Origin of the sequence: Stutzerimonas nitrititolerans (assembly GCF_003696285.1) — a bacterium.
In the GTDB taxonomy this organism is placed as follows: domain Bacteria; phylum Pseudomonadota; class Gammaproteobacteria; order Pseudomonadales; family Pseudomonadaceae; genus Stutzerimonas; species Stutzerimonas nitrititolerans.
The window spans coordinates 62,759-83,906 of the sequence record NZ_RFFL01000010.1 but is presented as its reverse complement, the minus strand read 5'-3'; the positions used below and the strand labels follow the sequence as shown (position 1 = coordinate 83,906).

Below are 21,148 nucleotides of genomic sequence, written 5' to 3'. Positions count from 1 at the left end.
TCACTCATCCACCAACGGAATCAGCATATTGGCGCGCAGTTCATCGCGCCCCAAGAAGGGAAAGAGGTCTTCCAGCGGGCTGGATACCATGGCGCCGTTTTGGCCGATTTTCGAGGTGATACGCGGGCCAATGGCTTGCTCCGGGGGCACCATCACTTCGCACAGCACCGGGCCATCCAGCGCCAGTGCTTCATCAATGGCCTCACGCAGATTGCTGCTGCCGTCGATACGGCGCACCGGCAAGCCAAAGGCAGTAGCTAAGGCGGAGATATTCGGCAGGGTCAGACCTGAGGTCGGATCACAGCCGATGATTTGCTTGAAGTAGCCACCTTGGGAGGCGCGAATCGAGGCGTAGCCGTTGTTATTCAGGACGAAATATTTGATCGGCAGCTGTAAGCGGCGCACCACTTCCAACTCCTGAATATTCATCACAAAACCGCCGTCACCATCGATGGAAATGGTGCGCCGGCCGCCACTACCCAAACAGCCGCCAATCGAAGACGGCAGGCCATAGCCCATGGAGCCCAGTCCGCCAGTGGCCACCGCGCGTTGACCACGCTTGAGGCGTACCGACAACCAGAAGGTGTCCAGCGCTGCGCCGGAGCTGCCGGGGATGATCTGATCACCCTCGGCCATGGCCTCTGACAACGCTTCGGTAAACACGTAGGTGTTGACGTATTCGCTGGGCTCACGGTACTCCGGAAGGACTACCGGGTAGGCGTTTTTCCAGCCCTGGCAGCGCTCGCGCCAGGCTTGGCAATTCAGGGTTTGCCCGGCGTTGGCGGCCAGCAGTTGCTGGATAAAGGCGCGGGCATCACAGATAAAACGCTCATCGGGCATATCACCGAGCTTGGCCACTTCGGCGGCGTCGATATCGACCACCACAATTTCCGCCTGACGGGCAAAGTGAGCGCGATTAAAGCCAGTGATGGAGAAGTCCATGCGGCAACCGATGGCCAACACCAGATCAGCGTTCTGCACGCTGAAGTTGGCCCCGCGTTGCGCCACCGTGCCACAGCGGCCAACGTACAGCGGGTGTTCGTGCTCCAACAGGTCAGCGCCGATCCAGGTGGTCAGCGTCGGCATGCCCAAGGTTTCGATCAGCTCACGCATCTCGTTCTCAGCCCCGGACGCATGCACGCCGTTGCCCACCAACAGCACCGGGCGCTGCGCCTTGCGCAGGCGCTCCAGCAAACGGCCAAGCGCTTGCGCTTCGGGTGCCAGCGGCGTGAGATCCGTCTCCGCGACAAAGCCTGGCAACTGCACCGGGTCGATTTCGGTTGCTTGGATATCCAGCGGCACGTCGATCCACACCGGGCCTTTACGGCCAGTGAGCATCAGGTGCAGGGCTTTTTCCAGCTCAAACCGCACTTGCTGCGCATCGGTCAGGCACACCGCGTATTTGCTCAGCGGCGTGACCACGCTGACGATATCCAGCTCTTGGGTGCCCAACTGACGCAGGCCGCTGTCGCCCTTAAGGTCAGCCCGCTTAACTTGCCCGGAGATATACAGCGCCGGGGTCGATTCAAAGTAAGCACCGGCCAAGCCGGTGATGGCGTTGGTCGCCCCCGGCCCGGAGGTGGTCAGGCACACGCCGAACTTGCCCGAGGTCCGTGCATAGCCTTCCGCCGCAATCGCCGCGCCCTGCTCGTGCAGCATGCTCACCGCAGTCAACCGTTCTTGGCGATACAGCGCGTTGTTCAAGTGCATGGCGCCGCCGCCCGGCAGGAAGAACACATGGCCGATGCCCTGGTTGGCGATGAATTCAAAGATGTAATCGGCTACCCGCATGACCATTACGCCCCTTGCTGCAAGTGAGTTGGCAGGCGCTCGGCTGGCACGGCGTAAAGCACCAAGTCCCAGCCTTCGGCCAGGTGCGGACACAGCTCAAAGCGGTAGCCAGGGTAATACTCATGCAGTTGCAGGAGGATGCTCCACAGGTGGTCCTGCTCGTGGTACACGCACACGGCAATGACCGGTCGATGCGTCGCGATCAGCTGCCGGCCACCAGCCAGGCACTGCGGCTCGAAGCCTTCGATGTCGATCTTGAGGAAGGTGGCAGGAGCAATTTGCTTGCTCAGCTCATCCAGAGTGCTGCTCTGCACCTGCTGGGTGCCACGGCCGACTCGGTTGGAGGCGCCGCCGTCGTCTTCGATCAGCACGCTGCCTACGCTGTCACCGACTGCCTGCGGGTGGGCAAACAAGGCGGCACTATGCTCACTGCTGAGCTGCGTCAGGTTGGCTTGCAACTCGGCATAGTTGGCCGGCGAAGGCTCAAAGGAGTGGATTTCTTTAAAGGCGCGGCCAAGGCGCAGGTAATCCGCCACCGAGTCGCCGTTGTAGGCGCCGATGTCATAGACCACCTCATCGGCGCTGGCACTGCTGAAGTGCGCATCGAAGTAAATCTCTTTGCTTGAGGCCGGTGGCAGCAGGTCGTGGTTGAGGTCCAAACGCCACTGCACGTGGTCAACAAACAGCTGCTGCGAGACGGCGTCTTCAATCAAACTGAAGGCCCGGCGCACGGCATCGGCTTGCTGCAGCACCTTCTCCGGCAAGTCCAGGGCATAATGCGGCAGGAAGTGCTGCGGATAGCACCAGGCCAGATGGCCAAACAGCGCGATGCGCTTAAAGCCCAACTCGCGCAGCGGCTGTAGGCGCTGGCTCATGCGGTCTTTGATATGGCCGCTCCAGATGGTGCAGATAATCGCCGGCAACTGGCCTTGTTCACGCTCAGCCAACTGCGCCGGGCTCATCACCGGCACACCGTCGATCTCACTGCCCCAAGCCGCACTGTTGTTGTCGATAAAGGCGCCCGGCACATGGCCCAGCTGTTTAAGCACCTGCAGTGCCTTACGGCCCAAGTGGCTGGCACCGAACAAGGCAAAAGGCTGCTCCAGGCTGCCAATCAGGCTGTCCAGAGTATTGGCTTGGCGCGCACGGGCGCTGTCCAGCGACTCGCTCAGCAGTTGGTCGAGGCGAAGGCTCAAGGTCTGATCTGTCATGGCAGGCGCCCTTACAGAGATTGCAGGAAGTTAAGGGCGGACCAAAAGCCCGCGCCATGGTCTTTGTGGCCTTGCCACACTTCAGGAATAAAGCTGACGTGGGGCTGGGCTTTGATCTTGGCCCAAGTGGCGGGCCAGTCGACGTCACCGGTGCCCATCAGCACGCCTTCGCCGTTGGTGCCCTTGGCGTCGGCCACGTGCAGATGCGCCGAATGCGGCAGCAACAGCGCAAGCGCCTGCTGGAAGTCGAGACCGAAGTGGAAGCAGGTCATCTGCAGGTGCGACAGGTCCAGGCACAAGCGCAGCTTGTGCTCGCGGGCCTGGGCTTCCAGCTCGTCAGGCAACATGAAGATGTTCTGGTGGCGCTGGCCACCGAAGTGCCAAGGGAACGGCGCCATGTTCTGCGGGATCAGCTCAGTGCTGGCGAAGTCGATATGTTCACAGGCCTCGTAGAAGCGTTCATAAAGCGCGGGGCGCATGGACTCGGGAAGCGGCTCGTCAGCCGAGAAGCCGCCAATGTTGGCGACAATCAGACGAGCATCGGCTTTTGGGAAGAACTCGCCGATCTGCAGCGTGGCATCCACCACCCGTTTCAGGTTGTCGATGGAGCGCTGGCGATAGGCCGGATCATCCGAGACCAGATCGAGCAGTTCGCTGTTTTCAAACAGCTCGGGGGCATGAATGACCAGGCGCGAGCATTCGACCGGCGCCAGGAAGGGTTGCGGCTTTAGGCTCAGGTCGCGATATGACAGATGGAACTCGAACAGGTCCGGTGTAATACGGCGGTGATAATCCAGAAAGTCGTGGTAGCGCACTGGTACACCCCAGCGCAGCGGCATCCGGAACTCCAGCCGTGCATCGGCCTGCTGGTCACTCAGGTCACTCGCGAATAGGAAATCACCTTGACCGATGTCACGTTGGGCCGGCTTGCCCAGCAACTCCGGTAGGCGATACGGTGGCAGACCTTGGCCAGGGCTGGCGATACGCAGCATCGATACATCCATGGCGGTACCACGAGGAATGTCGCGTGCGGCAATCACGCTTTTGCCGAGGTTCTCGCGGTTCAGCAGCTCTCCCTGGCTGGCATGACGAGCGGGGCCATACCACGGCAGCGCCAGTTCCAGTTGGCGAATACCGTCCACCAACTGGCGGAACTCCTGAGGCTCCAGGCTGGCTAGGTGGTCCGGCCCCTCCATTGCGCGGTCGAGAGTGATGTGTCGCTCCACAAGCTTGGCACCCAGTGCTACGGCACCCAGCGTGATAGCGATACCACGCTCATGCCCTGAGTAGCCGATCAGCCCATGCAACTCTTGCAGACGACGCAGGTAGCCAAGCTGAATATCCGATTCAGGTGCCGGATAAGCACTGTTGCAATGCAGCAGTGCGAAGGGAATTTCCAAGCTCTTGAGGTGCTCGATTGTCCGAATAATTTCGTGCTCGAACGACATGCCCGAGGAAAGAATTAGCGGCTTGCCCAGCGTGGCAGCCTTGGCAATCAAATAGGGATTGCACAGATCGGCTGACGCAATCTTAATCGCGCCCACGTTGAAATCAGCGAGCACATCGACACTGGGCTCGTCCCACGGTGTGCATAGATAAGTAATACCCTTCTGCGCGCAGTAATCTCGCACCTGACGATGCTCATCAATGGCCAGCTCGACCTTGTCCAGCAGGTCCTGGATATATTCGACGCCCAGATCCTCGGCACGCGAACCGTCCGCCTTGCGCCGATACAGTGCCTCGCGGTTACGTATCTGAAACTTGACGCAATCCGCACCCGCCTCGATGGCCGCGTCTACCAACTTTTTCGCCAGTTCGAGCGAGCCATTATGGTTGTTGCCCACTTCAGCAATGATGAAGGTGCGTTCAGCGCCGATGGTGAAACCATCGATACTCAGTTGATAGCTGCTCATTGAATTTTGGTCCGCCAGGAGGTAACGCCACTGGATTCGAATCGAAAGTTACTGATGGTGCAGCCAAGTGATTGCACGCTACGAGTCAGCGCCTGGCGGTGCTGAGGCTGCACGTAAAACAGGAAAAAGCCACCGCCACCTGCCCCCAGCAGCTTGCCGCCCAAGGCGCCGGCTTCGCAGGCGGTTTCGTAGATGCGGTCAAGCGTGTTATCGCTGACTCCACGCGAGAAGCGCTTCTTCAGCATCCATACCTCGTGGAGTTGCTGACCGAATTTCTGTAATTCACCGCGGATAAGATGGTGATGCATCTGCCGGCACAAGACTACGCTCTCGGTGAGCAATGCCGCCTTGGACTGTTGGGAAGTCATCTCTTCACGCTGCTGAACGTGTAACTTACCTGAGTCATGGGAAATACCGGTATTGCATAACACCAAGCATTCTTCCAGTTCACTGCGAATGGCATCCTCAAGACGAATCGGATGAACCACATTGCGCCCTTGCTCAAACTCGATCAGATTGAAGCCGCCAAATGCCGAGGCGTATTGATCCTGCCAACCACCGGCAATACCGAAACACAGGCGCTCGGCCTGAAAAGCCAGCTCAGCAACTTCATAAATGCTCCAGCGATCCTGGCGCAGCTCATTGAAAGCAGCGATCACGGCGGTCGTCACCGCCGAAGACCCGCCTAGCCCTGAACCGACCGGGAAGTCCGAGCGTATGTAAATATCCACTCCGTTGCGGGGCTTGATTACCGATACGATGGTAGCCAACAGGCTCTTGTGCTCAGTAGCCAACAACTCATTGAGATTTTGGTAGTGCTCTTCGGTGCCTAGGTCTTCGGAGAAGATGCGAATCTTCAAGTCCGTGCGTGGAATGAGCGTTGCATGGGCATAAAGGCCTACGGTGCAACTGAGCACTGCAGCAGGATTATCCACGAAGTAATACGTGAGGTCGGAACCACCACCTCCGAAGCTCATGCGCACAGGAGCCCGTGCGCGTGCCAGCACCGGCGCCTCGGCACTGGCAGCCATCTGCCGGGTGTAAACCTCCACCAGACGGCCCTCGGTATCCAGGCCTGGCAAAGCATTGTGGCCCAAGTCGAAAGCCTTCAGCAGATCCTCACGAGGTGCACCGAAGCGCACTGAGCGGAACTCCTGGTTCATGCAAGTGGTTACTGGCTGGTCCGTCAGGCCGCCCTGCAGCAAATGACGGCGTACGTCTCCATTGGTCACCACGCCCAGCAGGCGCATATCCTCGGCAACTACGAAGGCAATTTGTAATGCGCCTGCCTCGATGCACTTAACAGCATCGAGGATGCTACGGTTTGCACCGATGCTGAGGGTCTGCACAAGTGGGTTCATTGTGTAGCCCCTCCGTAAGAGTTGTTTAGATAGTGCTCGAAGGATTCTGGTGTACCGATATCGATGAAGCGATCGGTGTATTCCAGCACCGCAACGCCCTCCCCAAGTACCAGAGCGGGTAGCAAGTCCTGCTCCATAGAGCAGACGTTCACCTCAGCATTGGCGAAAGCCATGGGCGTGAAGGCATAGACCCCAGCATTGACCAAACCCGGTCCGTGCTGACCTTTCTCACGGAGGGCTACCAGCCGACCTTGAGTATCCGTTTCGAGACTGCCGTACCGGGCACGATCTTCCACACGTACAGCCACCAGAACATCCCCCGCTGCGGTGGCCGCCAACCGGTAAGCCTCGGGGTCAAGGAAGGTATCTGCATTGAGCACCAGGTAGCGATTCTCGGGTGGCGATTCACGAAGGGCATTGAGCAACGCTCCGCCAGTACCCAGAGGCTCTGGCTCTACGACCATGCGCAAGGGCAGACCGCTAGCCCGCGACAAATCTTCCAGTTGGTTTGCCACTTGGTCAGCACGGTAATGTGCGCAGAGCACCGCCTCCGTAATACCGGCTACGACCAACTGCCGCAGCACATGGACCAGAAAAGGCTCTCCGTGTATTGGTACCAGAGCTTTCTGCGAGTCCCCGGTCACACTGCGCAGGCGCGTGCCGAAGCCACCACAGAGCACGTAGGCACGCATCAGCGCAACCTCTGCATATAGGTTTCCAGGCTATGCGCAGCATGCTCCAGATGAGCTTCGCCCAAGCCCGGCCACAGGCCTATCCAGAAGGTATCGCGCATCACCTTGTCAGTGATCTTCAGCTCACCGGATATCCGATACTGCTGGCCCTGCATGTACGGCTGGCGGGTCAGGTTTCCGGCGAACAACAGGCGCGTGCCAACCTGTTGCTCGTCCAGATAGCGCAGCAGCTCGACACGCTCGACACCGCACCCGTCGCGCAGAGTGATCGGGAAGCCGAACCAGGACGGATCGCTACCCGGTGTGGCCTGCGGCAGGATCAGTTGATCAGTGCTGCCGGCCAGACGCTCGCTGAGCCAGTCGAAATTGCGTTTGCGCGCCGCGATGAAGTCATCCAGACGGTCCATCTGCGCCAGGGCGCAGGCGGCTTGCATGTCGGTGATCTTCAGGTTGTAGCCCAGATGCGAGTAGGTGTACTTGTGATCATAGCCTTCCGGCAGGTCGCCCAGCTGCCAGCAGAAGCGTTTGCCGCAGGTGTTGTCTTCGCCTGGTGCGCAGTAGCAGTCACGCCCCCAGTCGCGGAAGGATTCAATGATGCGCTTGAGCAATGGGCTGTCGGTGAATACCGCCCCGCCTTCGCCCATGGTGATGTGGTGCGCAGGGTAAAAACTCAGGGTGCCGATATCACCGAAACCACCGACCTGTCGACCTTCGTAGAGCGAGCCCAGCGCATCACAGCAATCCTCGATCAGCCACAAGCCATGGCGGTCGCAGAGGTCGCGAATGACCTCGAGGTTGAAGGGATTGCCCAGTGTATGGGCAAGCATGATGGCCTTGGTTTTCGGGCTGATGGCCGCCTCCACCAAGGCTGGGTCAATGTTATAAGTACCCAGTTCGACATCGACGAACACCGGGACGGCACCAAACTGCAGGATCGGATTGACCGTGGTCGGAAAACCTGCGGCCACGCCGATCACCTCGTCGCCCTTGCGGATCGCCCGCTCGCCCAGGCGCGGGGAGGTCAGCGCGGAAAATGCCAGCAGGTTGGCGGAAGAGCCCGAATTGGTAGTGAGCACGTAACGTCGGCCTAGATAGCGGGCCATGCGCTTTTCAAAAGCTTCGTTGAAACGCCCGGTGGTCAACCAACCGTCCAGTACGGCATCGGTCATGGCTTTCAATTCGCCGCTGCCGATCACCTTACCGGATGGGGGAACATTGCTTTGGCCAGGAACGAAAGGCCCAGGCGCCATGTGCAAATCGGCATAGCGCCCCACCAGTTCGGAAATTTGCTGGCGCAACTGCTGCGCCGTCTGGTCTGTCATGGAGTATCGCCTTGATATGCCGCGATTTGTGCGCGGCTGAATGCTTGCATGTTTTCGCCGGCGCACCACGCATGGTGCCAGGCAAAAGTCCGCTCAAGAGTTTCCTCAAGACTCCAGCACGGACGCCAACCCAGATGTTGACGCGCCTTGGAGGAATCCAAGGTGAGCAACCCGGCCTCATGTGGCTGGGCATCACTCTCCAGCTGCCATCGTGCCTCGCCGGGCCATAGCCGGGCCAATCGCTCCACTATTTGAGCCACCGAGGCGACGCTCTTGGCGTCCGGGCCAAAGTTCCATGCCGAAGCCAAGGCATCTCCCTGCTCCAGCAGAGCCTGGGCCAGATGCAAGTAACCGTGCAGCGGTTCCAAAACATGCTGCCACGGGCGCACGGCATGTGGATAACGCAGGATCAGGGTCTCACCGGCCTGCCAGGCCCGCAGGATGTCGGGCAGCAGGCGGTCCATGGACCAATCACCGCCCCCTACCACGTTGCCCGCACGGGCAGTAGCCAGGGTGACACCGGCCTCCCGAAGGAAAGAGTCACGCCAAGAAGCGCAGACCAACTCCACACAGGCCTTGCTGCTGCTATAGGGATCATGGCCGCCAAGAGCGTCCTGTTCGCGGTAGGGCCAAACCCACTCACGATTCTCGTAGCACTTGTCACTGGTCACCACCAGCACAGCGCGGACCGAATCACAGCGGCGTATAGCCTCCAGCAGGTTGACCGTGCCCATTACATTGGTTGCATAGGTATCCGCCGGCGTTCGGTAGGACTCGCGTACCAACGGCTGCGCCGCCAAGTGCAAGACGATCTCCGGGCTGAAGCCCTGGAGTACAGTAGCCAGGCGCCGGGCATCACGCATGTCGGCCAGTTCACCGGTCACCACTTCGTGCAGGCGTGCCTCCTCCCACAGCGATGGCTCGCTCGACGCCGGAAGCGCGTAACCCAGAACATTGGCACCCAAGTCGCGCAACCAGAGTGCCAGCCAGCCGCCCTTGAAGCCGGTGTGCCCAGTCAACAAGACACGACGACCGGACCAGAACGCCGGGCTCAGGACCACAGTTTCCACTCCGCCTGGCCATTGTTCCAATGATCTTCCAAGAGGTTACGATCACGCAGAGTGTCCATCGGTTGCCAGAAGCCATGATGAAGATGAGTCATCATCTGTCCATCGTCAGCCAGACGGCGCATGGGTTCCTGCTCCCAGATATTGCCATCGCCGCCGATGTAGTCGAATACGCCCGGCTCCAGCACGAAGAAGCCACCATTGATCCAGCCGCCATCACCCAATGGCTTTTCCTGAAACCCGCGCACACATTGGCCCTCCACGTCCAGCGCCCCAAAGCGCCCCGGTGGCTGTACAGCGGTAACGGTCGCCAGTTTGCGATGGCTGTGATGGAAGTCGATCAACTTGGCAATATCGATATTGGCAACACCATCTCCATACGTCAGACAAAAGGTCTCATCGCCTAGATAATCACGCACACGCTTGAGCCGCCCGCCAGTCGCCGTATTCTCGCCGGTGTCAACGAGCGTCACACGCCATGGCTCAGCATGCCGGTTGTGGATGTGCATGCGGTTCTCTGCCATGTCGAACGTCACATCGGACATGTGCAGGAAATAGTTGGCGAAGTATTCCTTGATGACATAACCCTTGTAGCCCAGGCAGATCACGAAGTCGTTGATGCCGAAGTGAGAGTAAATCTTCATGATGTGCCAGATGATCGGCTTGCCGCCTATTTCGATCATCGGCTTGGGTTTGAGATGGGACTCTTCGCTTATTCGAGTCCCTAAGCCGCCAGCCAGTATTACAGCCTTCATTCATCAACCTCAAAGAACCGGGCCTATTGAATAGCAGAGTAGGCGCCCTCCACGGGCACGTCGTAAATTTGGCTTTCAATAGCCTGGTCGACCTACAAGCAAAATATCGGCCAGAGAAGACAGCAGGAGGACTTAAAGCCACACCAACACCCATAGGTCCTGAGGATAGCGACCTATAACCGAAGCTCAGCCACTACTTTTTTCGCTCTCGTAGTAGCGCACCCAAATCTGAGGCCGGTAGAAGGCAGAAACAAAAAAAGCGACCCGAAGGTCGCTTTCTTGTTTGGCTTCCAAGGTGTTCAGCAGACCTTGATTGAAGCAGATATGGCGCAGCGGACGGGACTCGAACCCGCGACCCCCGGCGTGACAGGCCGGTATTCTAACCGACTGAACTACCGCTGCGCGTCGGCCGGACTTTCGTCCGTATCTCGCAAGAGTTGGTGGCTGATGACGGGATCGAACCGCCGACCCCCTGCGTGTGATGCAGGTGCTCTCCCAGCTGAGCTAATCAGCCGATCGCCTTGCGAGGCGCGCAATTTACGCATAGCCCAACATCAAGTCAACACCGACATTGAATTTTTTGCATCTGGCCGTGGTCAGGTTGCCTTGGTGGATGGATTTTGTGCCGCTGCGGCACCTTTTCGCCGGAAAACAGTCGGTTGCACAGGACTGTTTGGACTTTCGGCGATGTGCATTCAGCCAGTTGCGGCCCCGGCCGCGTATCACCGGAACGCCAGAGTCCGGCAGCAAACCAATAACAGTCACGCCAGACATCACCAATAAACGGGCTTCAAGGAGTATCACGCTTGGCCTCGTCCGCGATGCTGCAGAGATTCCAGCAAAGGCTACCCCTGCTCCTCAGCGCGGTTGTGGTCGCGGCATTCGGCGCTTACCTGGCCATGCAGATCAACGACTGGCTGGCCATCACACGAACACCTGTGGAGACCCGCGACGATGCCGCGGCCGTCGCGGGCGTGGCACCCGATCTACAGCGCATGGAAACCCTGTTCGGCGCTCCGCCCCCGATACAGGCCCCTGTATCGAGCCTGTCCAGTGTCGATTTGACCCTGCATGGCAGTTTCGTGCATGCCGAGCCGGAGCGCTCCATCGCGATCATTCAGCGTGCCGGCGGTGTGCCGGAGCTTTTTCATCCGGGAGATGAGCTCGACAGCGGCCTCAGCTTGCAGACGGTCTATGCCGATCGGGTGGAACTTTTGCGCAACGGCAGTCTGGAAACGCTTTACTTTCCGGTCACACACTCCGCGCCATTGCTGCCCGAAGACCTTTCCAACCTCAACGAGCCCGCACCCAGTCCGCCCACCGAAGGTTCTGAAAATCCCGACAGCGCTCTGCTACAACAAATGGAAGCCTTGCGTCAGCAACTGGAAACTTCCGATGCACCGGTCGATGAAACGACCTCCGAATAACGCCCACGGAAGAAGACTGAACGATGCCGCCACTTTCCTCCCACCCGCTCGCTGCTCTATTCGCTGCCTGCCTGTTGTTGGCACCGCTGCCGCTACTGGCTGCCGAGCCAGGCATCGAGCCGGGTACCGATAGCCAGGAAGGCTGGACGATCAATCTGAGGGATGCCGATATCCGCGCCTTCATTGACCAGATCAGTCAGCTCACCGGGCAGACCTTCATCGTCGATCCACGCGTGAAAGGCCAGGTGAGCGTGGTATCCAATGCCACCCTCTCTCTATCGGAGGTTTACCAGCTGTTCCTGTCGGTGATGGCGACTCATGGGTTCAGCGTGCTGACGCAAGGCGACGTCGCGCGCATCGTGCCCAACGCCGAGGCGAAATCGGAGGCAGGCGGCGGCCCTACCGGCGGCGACCTGCTGGAAACCCGCGTGATCCAGGTACAACACAGCTCCGCGACCGAGCTGATTCCGCTGATTCGGCCATTGATCCCCCAATACGGTCACCTTGCGGCAGTGAGTTCGGCAAACGCGCTGATCATCAGCGATCGCAGCGCCAACATCGCGCGCATCGAAGATCTGGTCCGCCAGTTGGACCGCACCGAGAGTGACGACTTCAGTGTGATCAACCTGCAATACGGCTGGGCGCTGGACATTGCCGAAGTGCTGACCAACACTCTGGCGCGCGGCGAAGCCGGCGATACGGCGGGCACGCGAATCATCGCCGACTCGCGCACCAACCGGCTGATTTTTACCGGCCCGACACAGGCCCGGCAGAAGCTCGCCAGCCTCGCACAGACCCTCGATACGCCGAGTACACGCTCGGCCAACACGCGCGTCATCCGCCTGCGCCACAACGACGCCAAGGCACTGGCGGAAACCCTGGGCGATATCTCCGAGGGCCTGGCCACGCCGGGGGATGGCGAAGTAGCGGCCAGCCGCCCACAGAACATCCTGATCCGCGCCGACGAAAGCCTCAACGCGCTGGTCATGCTCGCCGAGCCGGAACTGATCGGCACCCTGGAATCCATCGTGCGCCAGCTCGACGTCCCCCGAGCGCAGGTAATGGTGGAAGCAGCCATCGTCGAGGTCTCCGGCGACATCACCGACGCGCTCGGCGTGCAGTGGGCGGTGGATGCGCGCGGCAGCACCGGCGGCGCGGGGGGCGTCAACTTCGGCAATACCGGGCTTTCCGTCGGTAGCTTGCTCAATGCCATCAACGAGAATGAAATACCCAGCAACTTGCCCGACGGCGCCATCATTGGCGTGGGCACACGCAGCTTCGGGGCCCTGATTACCGCACTGTCGGCCAACAGCAAGAGCAACCTGCTCTCAACCCCGAGCCTGCTGACACTGGACAACCAGGAAGCGGAAATCCTGGTCGGCCAGAACGTACCCTTCCAGACCGGTGCCTACACCACCGATGCCGCCGGCGCGACCAACCCCTTCACCACCATCGAGCGCGAGGACATCGGCGTCACCTTGCGTGTGGTGCCGCATATCAACGAGGGTGCGACACTGCGCCTGGAAATCGAACAGGAGATATCCTCCATCGCGCCGACCGCCAGCCTGACGGCGCAGGCAGTGGACCTGGTGACCAACAAGCGCTCGATCAAGAGCACCATCCTTGCCGAGGACGGCCAGGTGATAGTGCTGGGCGGGCTGATCCAGGACGACATCACCCGCACCGATTCCAAGGTACCGCTGCTGGGCGATATTCCGTTTCTCGGCGCATTGTTTCGCTCGACCCAGGAAACCCAGGTCAAACGCAACCTGATGGTGTTCCTGCGGCCGACGGTAATCCGTGACCGTGCTGGTATCGCCGCCCTTTCCGGCAAGAAATACAGCGATATACGGGTGATCGAGACCAATGCCGGCAGACCGAGCATTCTCCCCGCCACGCCCGAGCGCCTGTTCGATGGCCAGGGTGTTCCAGCGCCGGCCATCGACCTGCGCCCGAACAATGCACCTCAAAGCCAAGCAGCACCCGCACCGATACCGGACGCCGCCCCCCAGGCAGCACCGGCCCAATCAAGGTCGGGCTGGTCCGTACAGGTCGCCAGCCTTTCAAACCCTGAAAGCGCGCAAGCCCTGCGCGATCAGCTGACCTCGAAAGGCTTCGATGCTTATGTGCGGGTATCGAGAGGACTCAACCGGGTGTTCGTCGGCCCGGTGGCAGAGCGCCAGGAAGCCAATCGATTGCGCGACCGGCTCTCGCAGCAACAGCGGCTGGACGGCTTTGTCGTGCAGTATCAGCCGGCAAATGGTGGATAGCAGCAGCGTTGCTTAAAAGCTGAAAAGCTTCGTGCCGAGGCCGGCACTCCCCACAAAAGACCAAAGCCTCCGCACTTACCTTCATGGGGCTGTAGCCTGGATTAAGGCGTAGGGTGGAAAACCGCGCAGCGTTTTCCACCGATCCGATTGTCGGAAGCCGCGACACAAACGCCTGCAAGTCCAAGCAGGCGCAGCGAAGCCTTGCCATCGACCGAAACCACTAAGGCATTTACACACCCTCGCTGGCGAAGCTTTACGCCTGGATTGCGGGTGGGCGCCTACAGGTCAAACTCATCCTGCGGCGCTTCAGCCCAAGGTGGATAAGGCTTCGCCGTTATCCACCCTACGCCTGTTGATCGCGCCCATGCTTCTGCGTGGGTGCGCAGCATGGAATGCTCCACATTGGAACGACTGCGGCCCGACGGGCTGCGTCGATGGGACGCCAAAGCGCCCCCCGGGCGGTGGTGCCTACGGAGCGCAGGCACCATCATCAGGCGTGCCGAGACGTCAGAGCGCTGCCAAACCTCTTGCCAGGTCGGCTTGCAGATCCGCCACGTCTTCCAGGCCTACCGCCACACGGATCAGGCTATCGCGAATACCCGCATTGGTGCGGTCTTCCGGTGACAGCCGGCCATGAGTGGTCGTGGCGGGATGAGTGATGGTGGTCTTGCTGTCGCCCAGGTTCGCCGTGATGGAAATCAACCGCGTCGCATCGATGAAGCGCCAGGCACCTTCCTTGCCGCCGCTGACTTCGAAGCTGAGCACGGCACCAAAGCCCTTCTGCTGACGCTTGGCCAGTTCATGTTGGGGATGGCTGGCAAGCCCGGTGTAATACACCCGCTCGACACCCGGCTGCTGCTCCAGCCATTCGGCCAGCGCCTGCGCGCTCGCGCAATGGGCCTGCATACGCAGGCGCAGCGTTTCCAGCCCCTTGAGAAAGAGCCAGGCATTGAAGGGGCTCAGCGTCGGGCCACAGGTGCGCAGGAAGCCCACCACTTCCTTCATCTGCTCGGCACGACCAGCAACCACGCCACCCAGACACCTTCCCTGCCCGTCGATGAACTTGGTTGCCGAATGGATCACGATATCCGCACCCAGCGCCAGAGGTTGCTGCAGCACGGGCGTGCAGAAGCAGTTATCCACTACCAGCAGCGCCCCCTTGGCCTTGCACAGCTGCGCCAGTTCGGCGATGTCCACCAGCTCGGCCAGGGGGTTGGAGGGTGACTCGACGAATACCAGCCGGGTATTGGCCTTGAAGGCCGCCTGCCAGGCAGCGGGTTCGGTGAGTGGGACATAGTCGACCTCGACCCCGAAACGCTTCAGGTACTTGTCGAACAGCGACACAGTGGCGCCGAACACGCTGCGCGAAACCAGCACGTGGTCGCCCGCCGAGCACAGGCTCATCACCGTCGCCAGGATCGCCGCCATGCCGGAAGCCGTCGCGACGGCCTGCTCGGCCCCTTCCATCGCGGCGATACGCTCTTCGAAGGCGCGTACCGTGGGGTTGGTGTAGCGCGAATAGACATTGCCCGGCACCTCGCCGGAAAAACGCGCAGCCGCTTCGGCGGCGCTGCGATAGACGTAGCTCGAGGTCAGAAACAGCGCCTCGCCATGCTCGCATTCGGGTGTGCGGTGCTGCCCGGCGCGCACCGCCAGGGTATCGAGCCCGGCGCCTTGCAGATCACTGTCCAGCCGCCCGGCATCCCATTCAGTAGTCATGCTCGTTCACCTTGATCGAGGCGACAGCGCTGCCCCCGCCTCGATGCCGATTAGTTGTTGTGAAGATCGATGATGGCGCTACCCAGGTTGCTATGGGCCTTGCTCTGGTCGTTACGCGCCTGCTCGATCTTGTGCAGGTAGGCCGCGTCGATGTCGCCGGTAACGTATTTGCCATCGAAGACGGCGCAATCGAAGTTCTCGATCTTGATCTTGCCGCCACCCACCGCATCGATCAGGTCGGGCAGATCCTGGTAGACCAGCCAGTCCGCGCCGATCAGTTCGGCGACTTCCTCGGTGCTGCGGTTGTGAGCAATCAGTTCGTGGGCGCTGGGCATGTCGATGCCATAGACGTTGGGATAGCGCACCGCCGGCGCCGCCGAGCAGAAGTACACATTCTTCGCGCCGGCTTCGCGGGCCATCTGGATGATCTGCTTGCAGGTGGTGCCGCGCACGATGGAGTCGTCCACCAGCATCACGTTCTTGCCGCGAAACTCCAGATCGATGGCATTGAGCTTCTGACGGACCGACTTCTTGCGCGCCGCCTGCCCCGGCATGATGAAGGTGCGACCGATGTAGCGGTTCTTCACGAAACCTTCGCGGAACTTGACGCCCAGACGATTCGCCAGCTCCAGCGCCGCGGTGCGGCTGGTATCGGGAATCGGGATCACCACGTCGATATCGTGCTCGGGGCGTTCGCGCAGGATCTTGTCGGCCAGCTTCTCGCCCATGCGCAGGCGTGCCTTGTACACCGAGACGCCATCCATGATGGAGTCGGAACGCGCCAGGTAGACGTGCTCGAAGATGCAGGGCGCGTAGCGCGGCTCGTTCGCGCACTGGCGGGTGAACAGCTTGCCGTCCGCCGTGATGTACACCGCCTCGCCCGGCGCCAGATCGCGAATCAGGGTGAAGCCGAGCACGTCCAGCGACACGCTCTCCGAAGCGATCATGTATTCGACGCCTTCATCGGTGTGGCGCTGGCCGAACACGATGGGACGAATCGCATTGGGGTCACGGAAACCGACGATGCCGTAACCGGTCACCATGGCCACCACGGCGTAACCGCCGACGCAACGGTCGTGCACCTTGGTGACCGCAGCGAAGACATCCTCCTCGGTGGGCTGCAGCTTGCCGCGCACCGCCAGTTCATGGGCGAACACGTTGAGCAGTACTTCCGAGTCGGAGTTGGTGTTCACATGCCGCAGGTCGGACTCGTAGATTTCCTTGGTCAACTGATCGACGTTGGTCAGGTTGCCGTTGTGCGCAAGCGTGATGCCATAGGGCGAGTTGACGTAGAAAGGCTGGGCTTCCGCCGAGCTGGAACTGCCTGCCGTCGGATAGCGCACATGGCCTATTCCCATATTGCCGACCAGTCGCTGCATGTGACGTTGCTGAAACACGTCGCGTACCAGACCGTTGTCCTTGCGCAGAAACAGCTTGCCGCCATGGCTGGTGACGATCCCGGCGGCGTCCTGCCCACGGTGCTGCAGAACCGTAAGCGCGTCATACAGCGCCTGATTGACGTTCGACTTACCGACGATGCCGACAATGCCACACATGCAAGAACCTCTCAGTTATACAGGCGAATCTGGACGCGACCGGCGAGTCGGCGGCACGTCCGCAGTAATAGATCAGGGCGCCTCGAGCGAGCCGGCGACCCATTGGCTTCCAAAACTCAGAATGAGGTTCTTCGACCAGTCGGCCACCAGCAGGAAATGCGGCACCAACGCCGATTCACGCCACCAGAGGTCTTCCTGTACCGGTGCCAGGCTCAGCAAGCCGACCAGCACGACGATCAGCAATCCCCCGCGCGCCGCGCCGAATACCATGCCGAGAAAACGGTCGGTCCCGGAAAGCCCGGTAACACGCACCAACTCGCCAATCAGAAAGTTGACCAACGCACCGACCAGCAATGTCGCCACGAACAAGATGGCACACGCGGCGATGACCTGTGCCGACGGCGTGCTGATGAACTCGGCGAGGTGGTGCGAGAGCGCCCCGCCAAACATCCACGCCACCACACCGGCGATGATCCAGGTGAGCAGCGACAGCGCTTCCTTGACAAAACCTCGCTTCAAACTGATCAGGCTGGAAATGACAATGACGGCGACGATGGCCCAATCGACCCAGGTGAAAGTCACGGGGGTTCCTGCGAAGGAGAAAGGCGGAGAAGTTTAGCAGAGGGCTGGGGCGGGAGTAAGTCGGATGAAGGATTGCGGATCGGTTGGTTTGGCCGCTTGTAATTCTGATGGTTCCCATGCTCCGCGTGGGAACCCCAGCCAGGGCGCTGTGCGCCCAGCGACGCGGAGCACCGCAAGCGGCGCGCCCACGCGGGAGCATGGGCTCGATCATTCACGCGTTCGCCGCAAGGGCTCCTACAAAAGCAGCCTTGTGCAGACTGTCCCATGCGCCTGCGTGGGAACCCGAACCAGAGCGCTCTGCGCTCTGCGACGCGGAGGATCGCAAGCTGCGTGCCCACGCAGGAGCATGGGCGCGATCATTCACGCGTTCGCCGCGAGGGCGCGCCTCCTGCAAAGGCAGCCCTGTGCAGACTGTCGCTTCGTGGGAGGGCCGGCCCCGGCGCGAAGCTCTTGCGTCTTCCGGCAGGTTGCCGTCTGCCTTCGCCGCCAACGACCTTCGAGGCTTCAGCTTTCCTCGGGTTTGAAGCGCACCACGAAGCCTTTCAGCTTCTGCTGACGTTCCAGCACATCGCGCAGGCGGTTGGCCTCGGCCCGCTCGACCAGCGGCCCCACGAATACCCGGTTCATTCCCTCGAATGTCCGCACATAGGCGTTGTAGCCCTGCGAGCGGAGCTTCGCGGTCAGCGCCTCAGCGCTTTCACGATTGGAAAGGCTCGCCAGTTGCACCGACCAACTGACGGGCAGGTTGGCGGCATCCAGACGTTGCTCCGGTTCTGGCTGTTCGGCTGGCGGCGTGGGTGTGGGCTCCGCGACGGCTGGCGGTGCCGTGATGGGCTCCGCCGGCACTTGTGCCGCCGTCTCGGGCCCTTCTTCGATGATTTCGAACTCTTCGGGGAAGGGTTCCGCCGCAGGCTCCGGCACTTCAACCGGCTGTACTTCGACGTCCGGCATCGCCGGGGTTTGTGGCATTGCGGGCGCATCGACCTCGACGCGCCGCGCGTCATCTTCACGATTGAACAGCATGGGCACGAAGATGACCGCCAGCGCGATCAGCACCAGCGCCCCGACCATCCTCTGAATCAACCCTCTATCCATCGCCATGCTCGCTCTCCCCAGCGTATCGGTTCAGCCATTCCAGCGCCTCGGCCACGCAGTAGAAGGATCCGAAGAGCAGGATCTCGTCTCCTTCCTCGGCCTGCGCCAACTGTGCCTCCAGCGCCTGAGCGACGCCCGCATGAATACTGACCGAGGCGCCGCGTCGGAGCAATGCCTCCTGAAGATCGCTGGCCGGCGCCGAACGAGGTGTGGCGAGCGGCGCCACGGCCCAGCCATCGACCCGTGGCAGCAGTACATCAAGAATGCCGTCCAGATCCTTGTCTGCCAGCAGACCGAACACCGCCAGGCGGCGCCCGGTCGGCGGTCGCGCCGCCAGCGACTCGGCAAGATAGCTCGCCGCGTGCGGGTTGTGCCCGACGTCCAGCAAGAGCGGCACATCCTGGCCCTTGCTTCGCAGCGTGCGTCGATCCAATCGTCCCGTCACTCGGGTCTGCAATAGGGCGCCGGCCACACGCTCGGGCTGCCAGTCTGGTTCCAGCAGCACGAACGCCTGAATCGCCAGCGCCGCGTTTTCCACGGGCAGCGATAACAAGGGCAGATCGTGCAGCTCCAGCGGTTCACCGGCAGAACTCACACCGCGCCAGTGCCAGCCCTGGGCGTCGAGGGCCAGATCGAAATCCCGTCCACGCAGATAGAGCAGTGCCGGCAGGCTGGCAGCACAGTCGAGCAATGAAGCCGGCGGATGGAGGTCGCCGCACAGCGCGGGCTTGCCGCTGCGAAAGATTCCAGCTTTCTCGGTCGCTACGCTGTCGCGGCTGTCGCCCAGCCACTCGCTGTGATCGAGGCCAATGTTGGTCACCACGGAAACATCCGCATCGACCAGATTGACCGCATCCAGGCGCCCGCCCAGCCCGACCTCCAGCACCGCGGCGTCCAGGCCGGCCCGCTGGAAGAGCCAGAAAGCCGCAAGCGTCCCCATTTCGAAATAGGTCAGGGATACATCGCCACGAGCCGCCTCGACGGCAGCGAAGGCAGCACAAAGCGCTTCATCGCTGGCTTGCTCACCATCGATTTGCACGCGCTCGTTGTAGCGCAGCAGATGTGGCGAGCTGTACACACCCACCTTCAGCCCCTGCGCGTGCAGCAGGGAAGCGATGAAAGCACAGGTGGAGCCTTTGCCGTTGGTACCCGTGACGGTAACGATGCGCCGCGCCGGGCGCCCGAGACCGAGCCTGACGGCCACCTCCCTCGCACGCTCCAGCCCCATGTCGATGGCAGTCGGGTGCAGCTGTTCGAGGTAGGCGAGCCAGTCGCCCAGGCTCCGATGGGTCATGCGCTCGCCGTTACCAGCGCGGGCTCGACCGGGGAAGGCAGTTGCTGCAGTTGTGCCAGCAGGCGCGCCAGACGTGGACGCAGTTCGGCACGCGGAATGATCAGATCGATCGCACCGTGATCGAGCAGGAATTCACTGCGCTGGAAGCCTTCAGGAAGCTTCTCGCGCACGGTCTGCTCGATCACGCGGGGACCGGCAAAACCGATGAGCGCCTTGGGCTCGGCAACGATCACGTCACCCAGCATCGCCAAACTGGCGGACACCCCACCGTAGACCGGATCGGTCAGAACCGAAATGAACGGCAAGCCTTCTTCGCGCATGCGTGCCAGCACGGCGGAGGTCTTGGCCATCTGCATCAGGGAAATCAGCGCTTCCTGCATACGCGCACCGCCGGAGGCCGAAAAGCAGACCAGCGGGCAGCGCTGTTCCAGTGCAACGTTGGCGGCACGTACGAAACGCTCACCCACGATGGCGCCCATCGACCCGCCCATGAAGGCGAACTCGAAAGCACAGGCCACGACCGGCGCATTCAGAAGGGTGCCGCGCATGGCGATCAGTGCATCCTTCTCGCCCGTCTGCTTCTGCGCGGCGGACAGGCGATCCTTGTACTTCTTGCTGTCGCGGAATTTCAGGCGGTCGACCGGCTCCAGATCGGCGCCGATTTCCTCGCGGCCGTCGGCATCGAGGAAGATGTCGAGACGGGTACGCGCGTCGATACGCATGTGGTGCTGACACTTGGGACATACGTCCAGAGTCTTTTCCAGTTCGGGACGATACAGCACGGCCTCGCATGATGGGCATTTGTGCCACAGTCCTTCGGGTACCGAACTTCTCTGCGTTTCCGAGCGCATGATCGAAGGGATCAGCTTGTCTACCAGCCAGTTGCTCATGCTTTTATTCTCCACAGCTCAGTCCCGGCGAGGCTTCTGCGATAGGCCTCAGGGCAAATCATCGTTGCGGCTGCAAGCCGGAAAGGCCTGCGGTTCCACCGCGTGGGCGAGACGCCAAGCGGCATTTCGCAAAAACTCAGTCGTCTGTCGCGAGCGGCCCAAGCGGGCACTCTCTTCCAGCGATTCGTTACTGGACGGCAAGG

The 21,148-nt window shown here is 61.1% G+C and carries 17 protein-coding genes and 2 tRNA genes; 2 read left to right on the top strand and 17 right to left on the bottom strand.

Annotated elements, in window-relative coordinates; all coding sequences use genetic code 11:
* The 11 genes from EA795_RS13725 to EA795_RS20925 form a co-directional block, all read right to left on the bottom strand.
* Positions 1-1,791, bottom strand: coding sequence for a thiamine pyrophosphate-binding protein (locus EA795_RS13725; protein ID WP_122077991.1), 1,791 nt, complete (start codon positions 1,789-1,791; stop codon positions 1-3).
* 5 nt (positions 1,792-1,796) lie between these two features.
* The gene (locus tag EA795_RS13720) at positions 1,797-2,987 is read right to left on the bottom strand and encodes an FkbM family methyltransferase (protein WP_158601309.1); all 1,191 of its coding nucleotides are present in this window, start codon (positions 2,985-2,987) and stop codon (positions 1,797-1,799) included.
* A gap of 26 nt (positions 2,988-3,013) precedes the next feature.
* Positions 3,014-4,915, bottom strand: coding sequence for an N-acetylneuraminate synthase family protein (locus tag EA795_RS13715; protein ID WP_122077897.1), 1,902 nt, complete (start codon positions 4,913-4,915; stop codon positions 3,014-3,016).
* A complete protein-coding gene (locus EA795_RS13710; protein ID WP_122077895.1) occupies positions 4,912-6,276 on the bottom strand; it encodes a GHMP family kinase ATP-binding protein in 1,365 nt (454 codons plus the stop codon). The genes EA795_RS13715 and EA795_RS13710 overlap by 4 nt, the downstream gene beginning before the upstream one ends.
* Positions 6,273-6,968, bottom strand: a complete 696-nt coding sequence (locus EA795_RS13705; RefSeq protein ID WP_122077893.1) for a sugar phosphate nucleotidyltransferase — start codon at positions 6,966-6,968, stop codon at positions 6,273-6,275. The genes EA795_RS13710 and EA795_RS13705 overlap by 4 nt, the downstream gene beginning before the upstream one ends.
* Positions 6,968-8,290 carry a lipopolysaccharide biosynthesis protein RfbH gene (gene rfbH / locus EA795_RS13700; protein ID WP_122077892.1) on the bottom strand — a complete coding sequence of 441 codons (1,323 nt, stop codon included), beginning with the start codon at positions 8,288-8,290 and terminating at the stop codon, positions 6,968-6,970. Before rfbH ends, EA795_RS13705 begins: the two co-directional genes overlap by 1 nt.
* Complete coding sequence (rfbG, locus tag EA795_RS13695) at positions 8,287-9,351, bottom strand: CDP-glucose 4,6-dehydratase (protein ID WP_122077890.1); 1,065 nt, start codon at positions 9,349-9,351, stop codon at positions 8,287-8,289. The genes rfbH and rfbG overlap by 4 nt, the downstream gene beginning before the upstream one ends.
* Positions 9,342-10,112 carry a glucose-1-phosphate cytidylyltransferase gene (gene rfbF / locus EA795_RS13690; RefSeq protein WP_122077888.1) on the bottom strand — a complete coding sequence of 257 codons (771 nt, stop codon included), beginning with the start codon at positions 10,110-10,112 and terminating at the stop codon, positions 9,342-9,344. Before rfbF ends, rfbG begins: the two co-directional genes overlap by 10 nt.
* 325 nt (positions 10,113-10,437) lie before the next feature.
* Positions 10,438-10,514 (bottom strand) — tRNA-Asp (locus tag EA795_RS13685).
* A 36-nt stretch (positions 10,515-10,550) separates the two neighbouring features.
* Positions 10,551-10,626, bottom strand: a tRNA-Val gene (locus EA795_RS13680).
* Positions 10,627-10,649: 23 nt separating this feature from the next.
* Positions 10,650-10,916, bottom strand: a complete 267-nt coding sequence (locus EA795_RS20925; RefSeq protein WP_147456304.1) for a hypothetical protein — start codon at positions 10,914-10,916, stop codon at positions 10,650-10,652.
* Between the two features lie 2 nt (positions 10,917-10,918).
* On the opposite strand from EA795_RS20925, the gene EA795_RS13675 reads away from it, so the two are divergent.
* Both EA795_RS13675 and gspD read left to right on the top strand, forming a co-directional pair.
* Positions 10,919-11,539: a type II secretion system protein N gene (locus EA795_RS13675; RefSeq protein WP_147456303.1), complete on the top strand. Its 621-nt coding sequence runs from the start codon at positions 10,919-10,921 to the stop codon at positions 11,537-11,539.
* Positions 11,540-11,562: 23 nt separating this feature from the next.
* Positions 11,563-13,809: a type II secretion system secretin GspD gene (gspD, locus tag EA795_RS13670; protein WP_122077884.1), complete on the top strand. Its 2,247-nt coding sequence runs from the start codon at positions 11,563-11,565 to the stop codon at positions 13,807-13,809.
* 507 nt (positions 13,810-14,316) lie between these two features.
* Here the strand turns inward: gspD and EA795_RS13665 are convergent.
* The 6 genes from EA795_RS13665 to accD all read right to left on the bottom strand — a co-directional run bounded on the left by EA795_RS13665 (position 14,317) and on the right by accD (position 20,945).
* Positions 14,317-15,528: an O-succinylhomoserine sulfhydrylase gene (locus EA795_RS13665; protein WP_122077882.1), complete on the bottom strand. Its 1,212-nt coding sequence runs from the start codon at positions 15,526-15,528 to the stop codon at positions 14,317-14,319.
* A 50-nt stretch (positions 15,529-15,578) separates the two neighbouring features.
* A complete protein-coding gene (gene purF, locus EA795_RS13660; RefSeq protein WP_122077880.1) occupies positions 15,579-17,084 on the bottom strand; it encodes an amidophosphoribosyltransferase in 1,506 nt (501 codons plus the stop codon).
* 72 nt (positions 17,085-17,156) lie between these two features.
* Entirely contained in the window at positions 17,157-17,666 is a 510-nt protein-coding gene (locus tag EA795_RS13655) for a CvpA family protein (protein WP_122077878.1), read from the bottom strand.
* 504 nt (positions 17,667-18,170) lie between these two features.
* Positions 18,171-18,767, bottom strand: coding sequence for an SPOR domain-containing protein (locus EA795_RS13650; protein WP_122077876.1), 597 nt, complete (start codon positions 18,765-18,767; stop codon positions 18,171-18,173).
* Complete coding sequence (folC, locus tag EA795_RS13645) at positions 18,754-20,055, bottom strand: bifunctional tetrahydrofolate synthase/dihydrofolate synthase (protein WP_122077874.1); 1,302 nt, start codon at positions 20,053-20,055, stop codon at positions 18,754-18,756. The genes EA795_RS13650 and folC overlap by 14 nt, the downstream gene beginning before the upstream one ends.
* A complete protein-coding gene (accD, locus tag EA795_RS13640) occupies positions 20,052-20,945 on the bottom strand; it encodes an acetyl-CoA carboxylase, carboxyltransferase subunit beta (protein ID WP_014852283.1) in 894 nt (297 codons plus the stop codon). Before accD ends, folC begins: the two co-directional genes overlap by 4 nt.
* Between the last annotated feature and the right edge of the window lie 203 nt (positions 20,946-21,148).

Bases quoted from the DNA above. Each gene is read 5' to 3' on its own strand.
- gspD (WP_122077884.1), top strand. From the start codon at position 11,563: ATGCCGCCACTTTCCTCCCACCCGCTCGCTGCTCTATTCGCTGCCTGC.
- EA795_RS13715 (WP_122077897.1), bottom strand. From the start codon at position 4,915: ATGAGCAGCTATCAACTGAGTATCGATGGTTTCACCATCGGCGCTGAA.
- rfbF (WP_122077888.1), bottom strand. From the start codon at position 10,112: ATGAAGGCTGTAATACTGGCTGGCGGCTTAGGGACTCGAATAAGCGAA.
- folC (WP_122077874.1), bottom strand. From the start codon at position 20,055: ATGACCCATCGGAGCCTGGGCGACTGGCTCGCCTACCTCGAACAGCTG.
- EA795_RS13665 (WP_122077882.1), bottom strand. From the start codon at position 15,528: ATGACTACTGAATGGGATGCCGGGCGGCTGGACAGTGATCTGCAAGGC.
- EA795_RS13705 (WP_122077893.1), bottom strand. From the start codon at position 6,968: ATGCGTGCCTACGTGCTCTGTGGTGGCTTCGGCACGCGCCTGCGCAGT.
- EA795_RS13725 (WP_122077991.1), bottom strand. From the start codon at position 1,791: ATGCGGGTAGCCGATTACATCTTTGAATTCATCGCCAACCAGGGCATC.
- EA795_RS13650 (WP_122077876.1), bottom strand. From the start codon at position 18,767: ATGGCGATGGATAGAGGGTTGATTCAGAGGATGGTCGGGGCGCTGGTG.
- accD (WP_014852283.1), bottom strand. From the start codon at position 20,945: ATGAGCAACTGGCTGGTAGACAAGCTGATCCCTTCGATCATGCGCTCG.
- purF (WP_122077880.1), bottom strand. From the start codon at position 17,084: ATGTGTGGCATTGTCGGCATCGTCGGTAAGTCGAACGTCAATCAGGCG.
- rfbH (WP_122077892.1), bottom strand. From the start codon at position 8,290: ATGACAGACCAGACGGCGCAGCAGTTGCGCCAGCAAATTTCCGAACTG.
- EA795_RS13710 (WP_122077895.1), bottom strand. From the start codon at position 6,276: ATGAACCCACTTGTGCAGACCCTCAGCATCGGTGCAAACCGTAGCATC.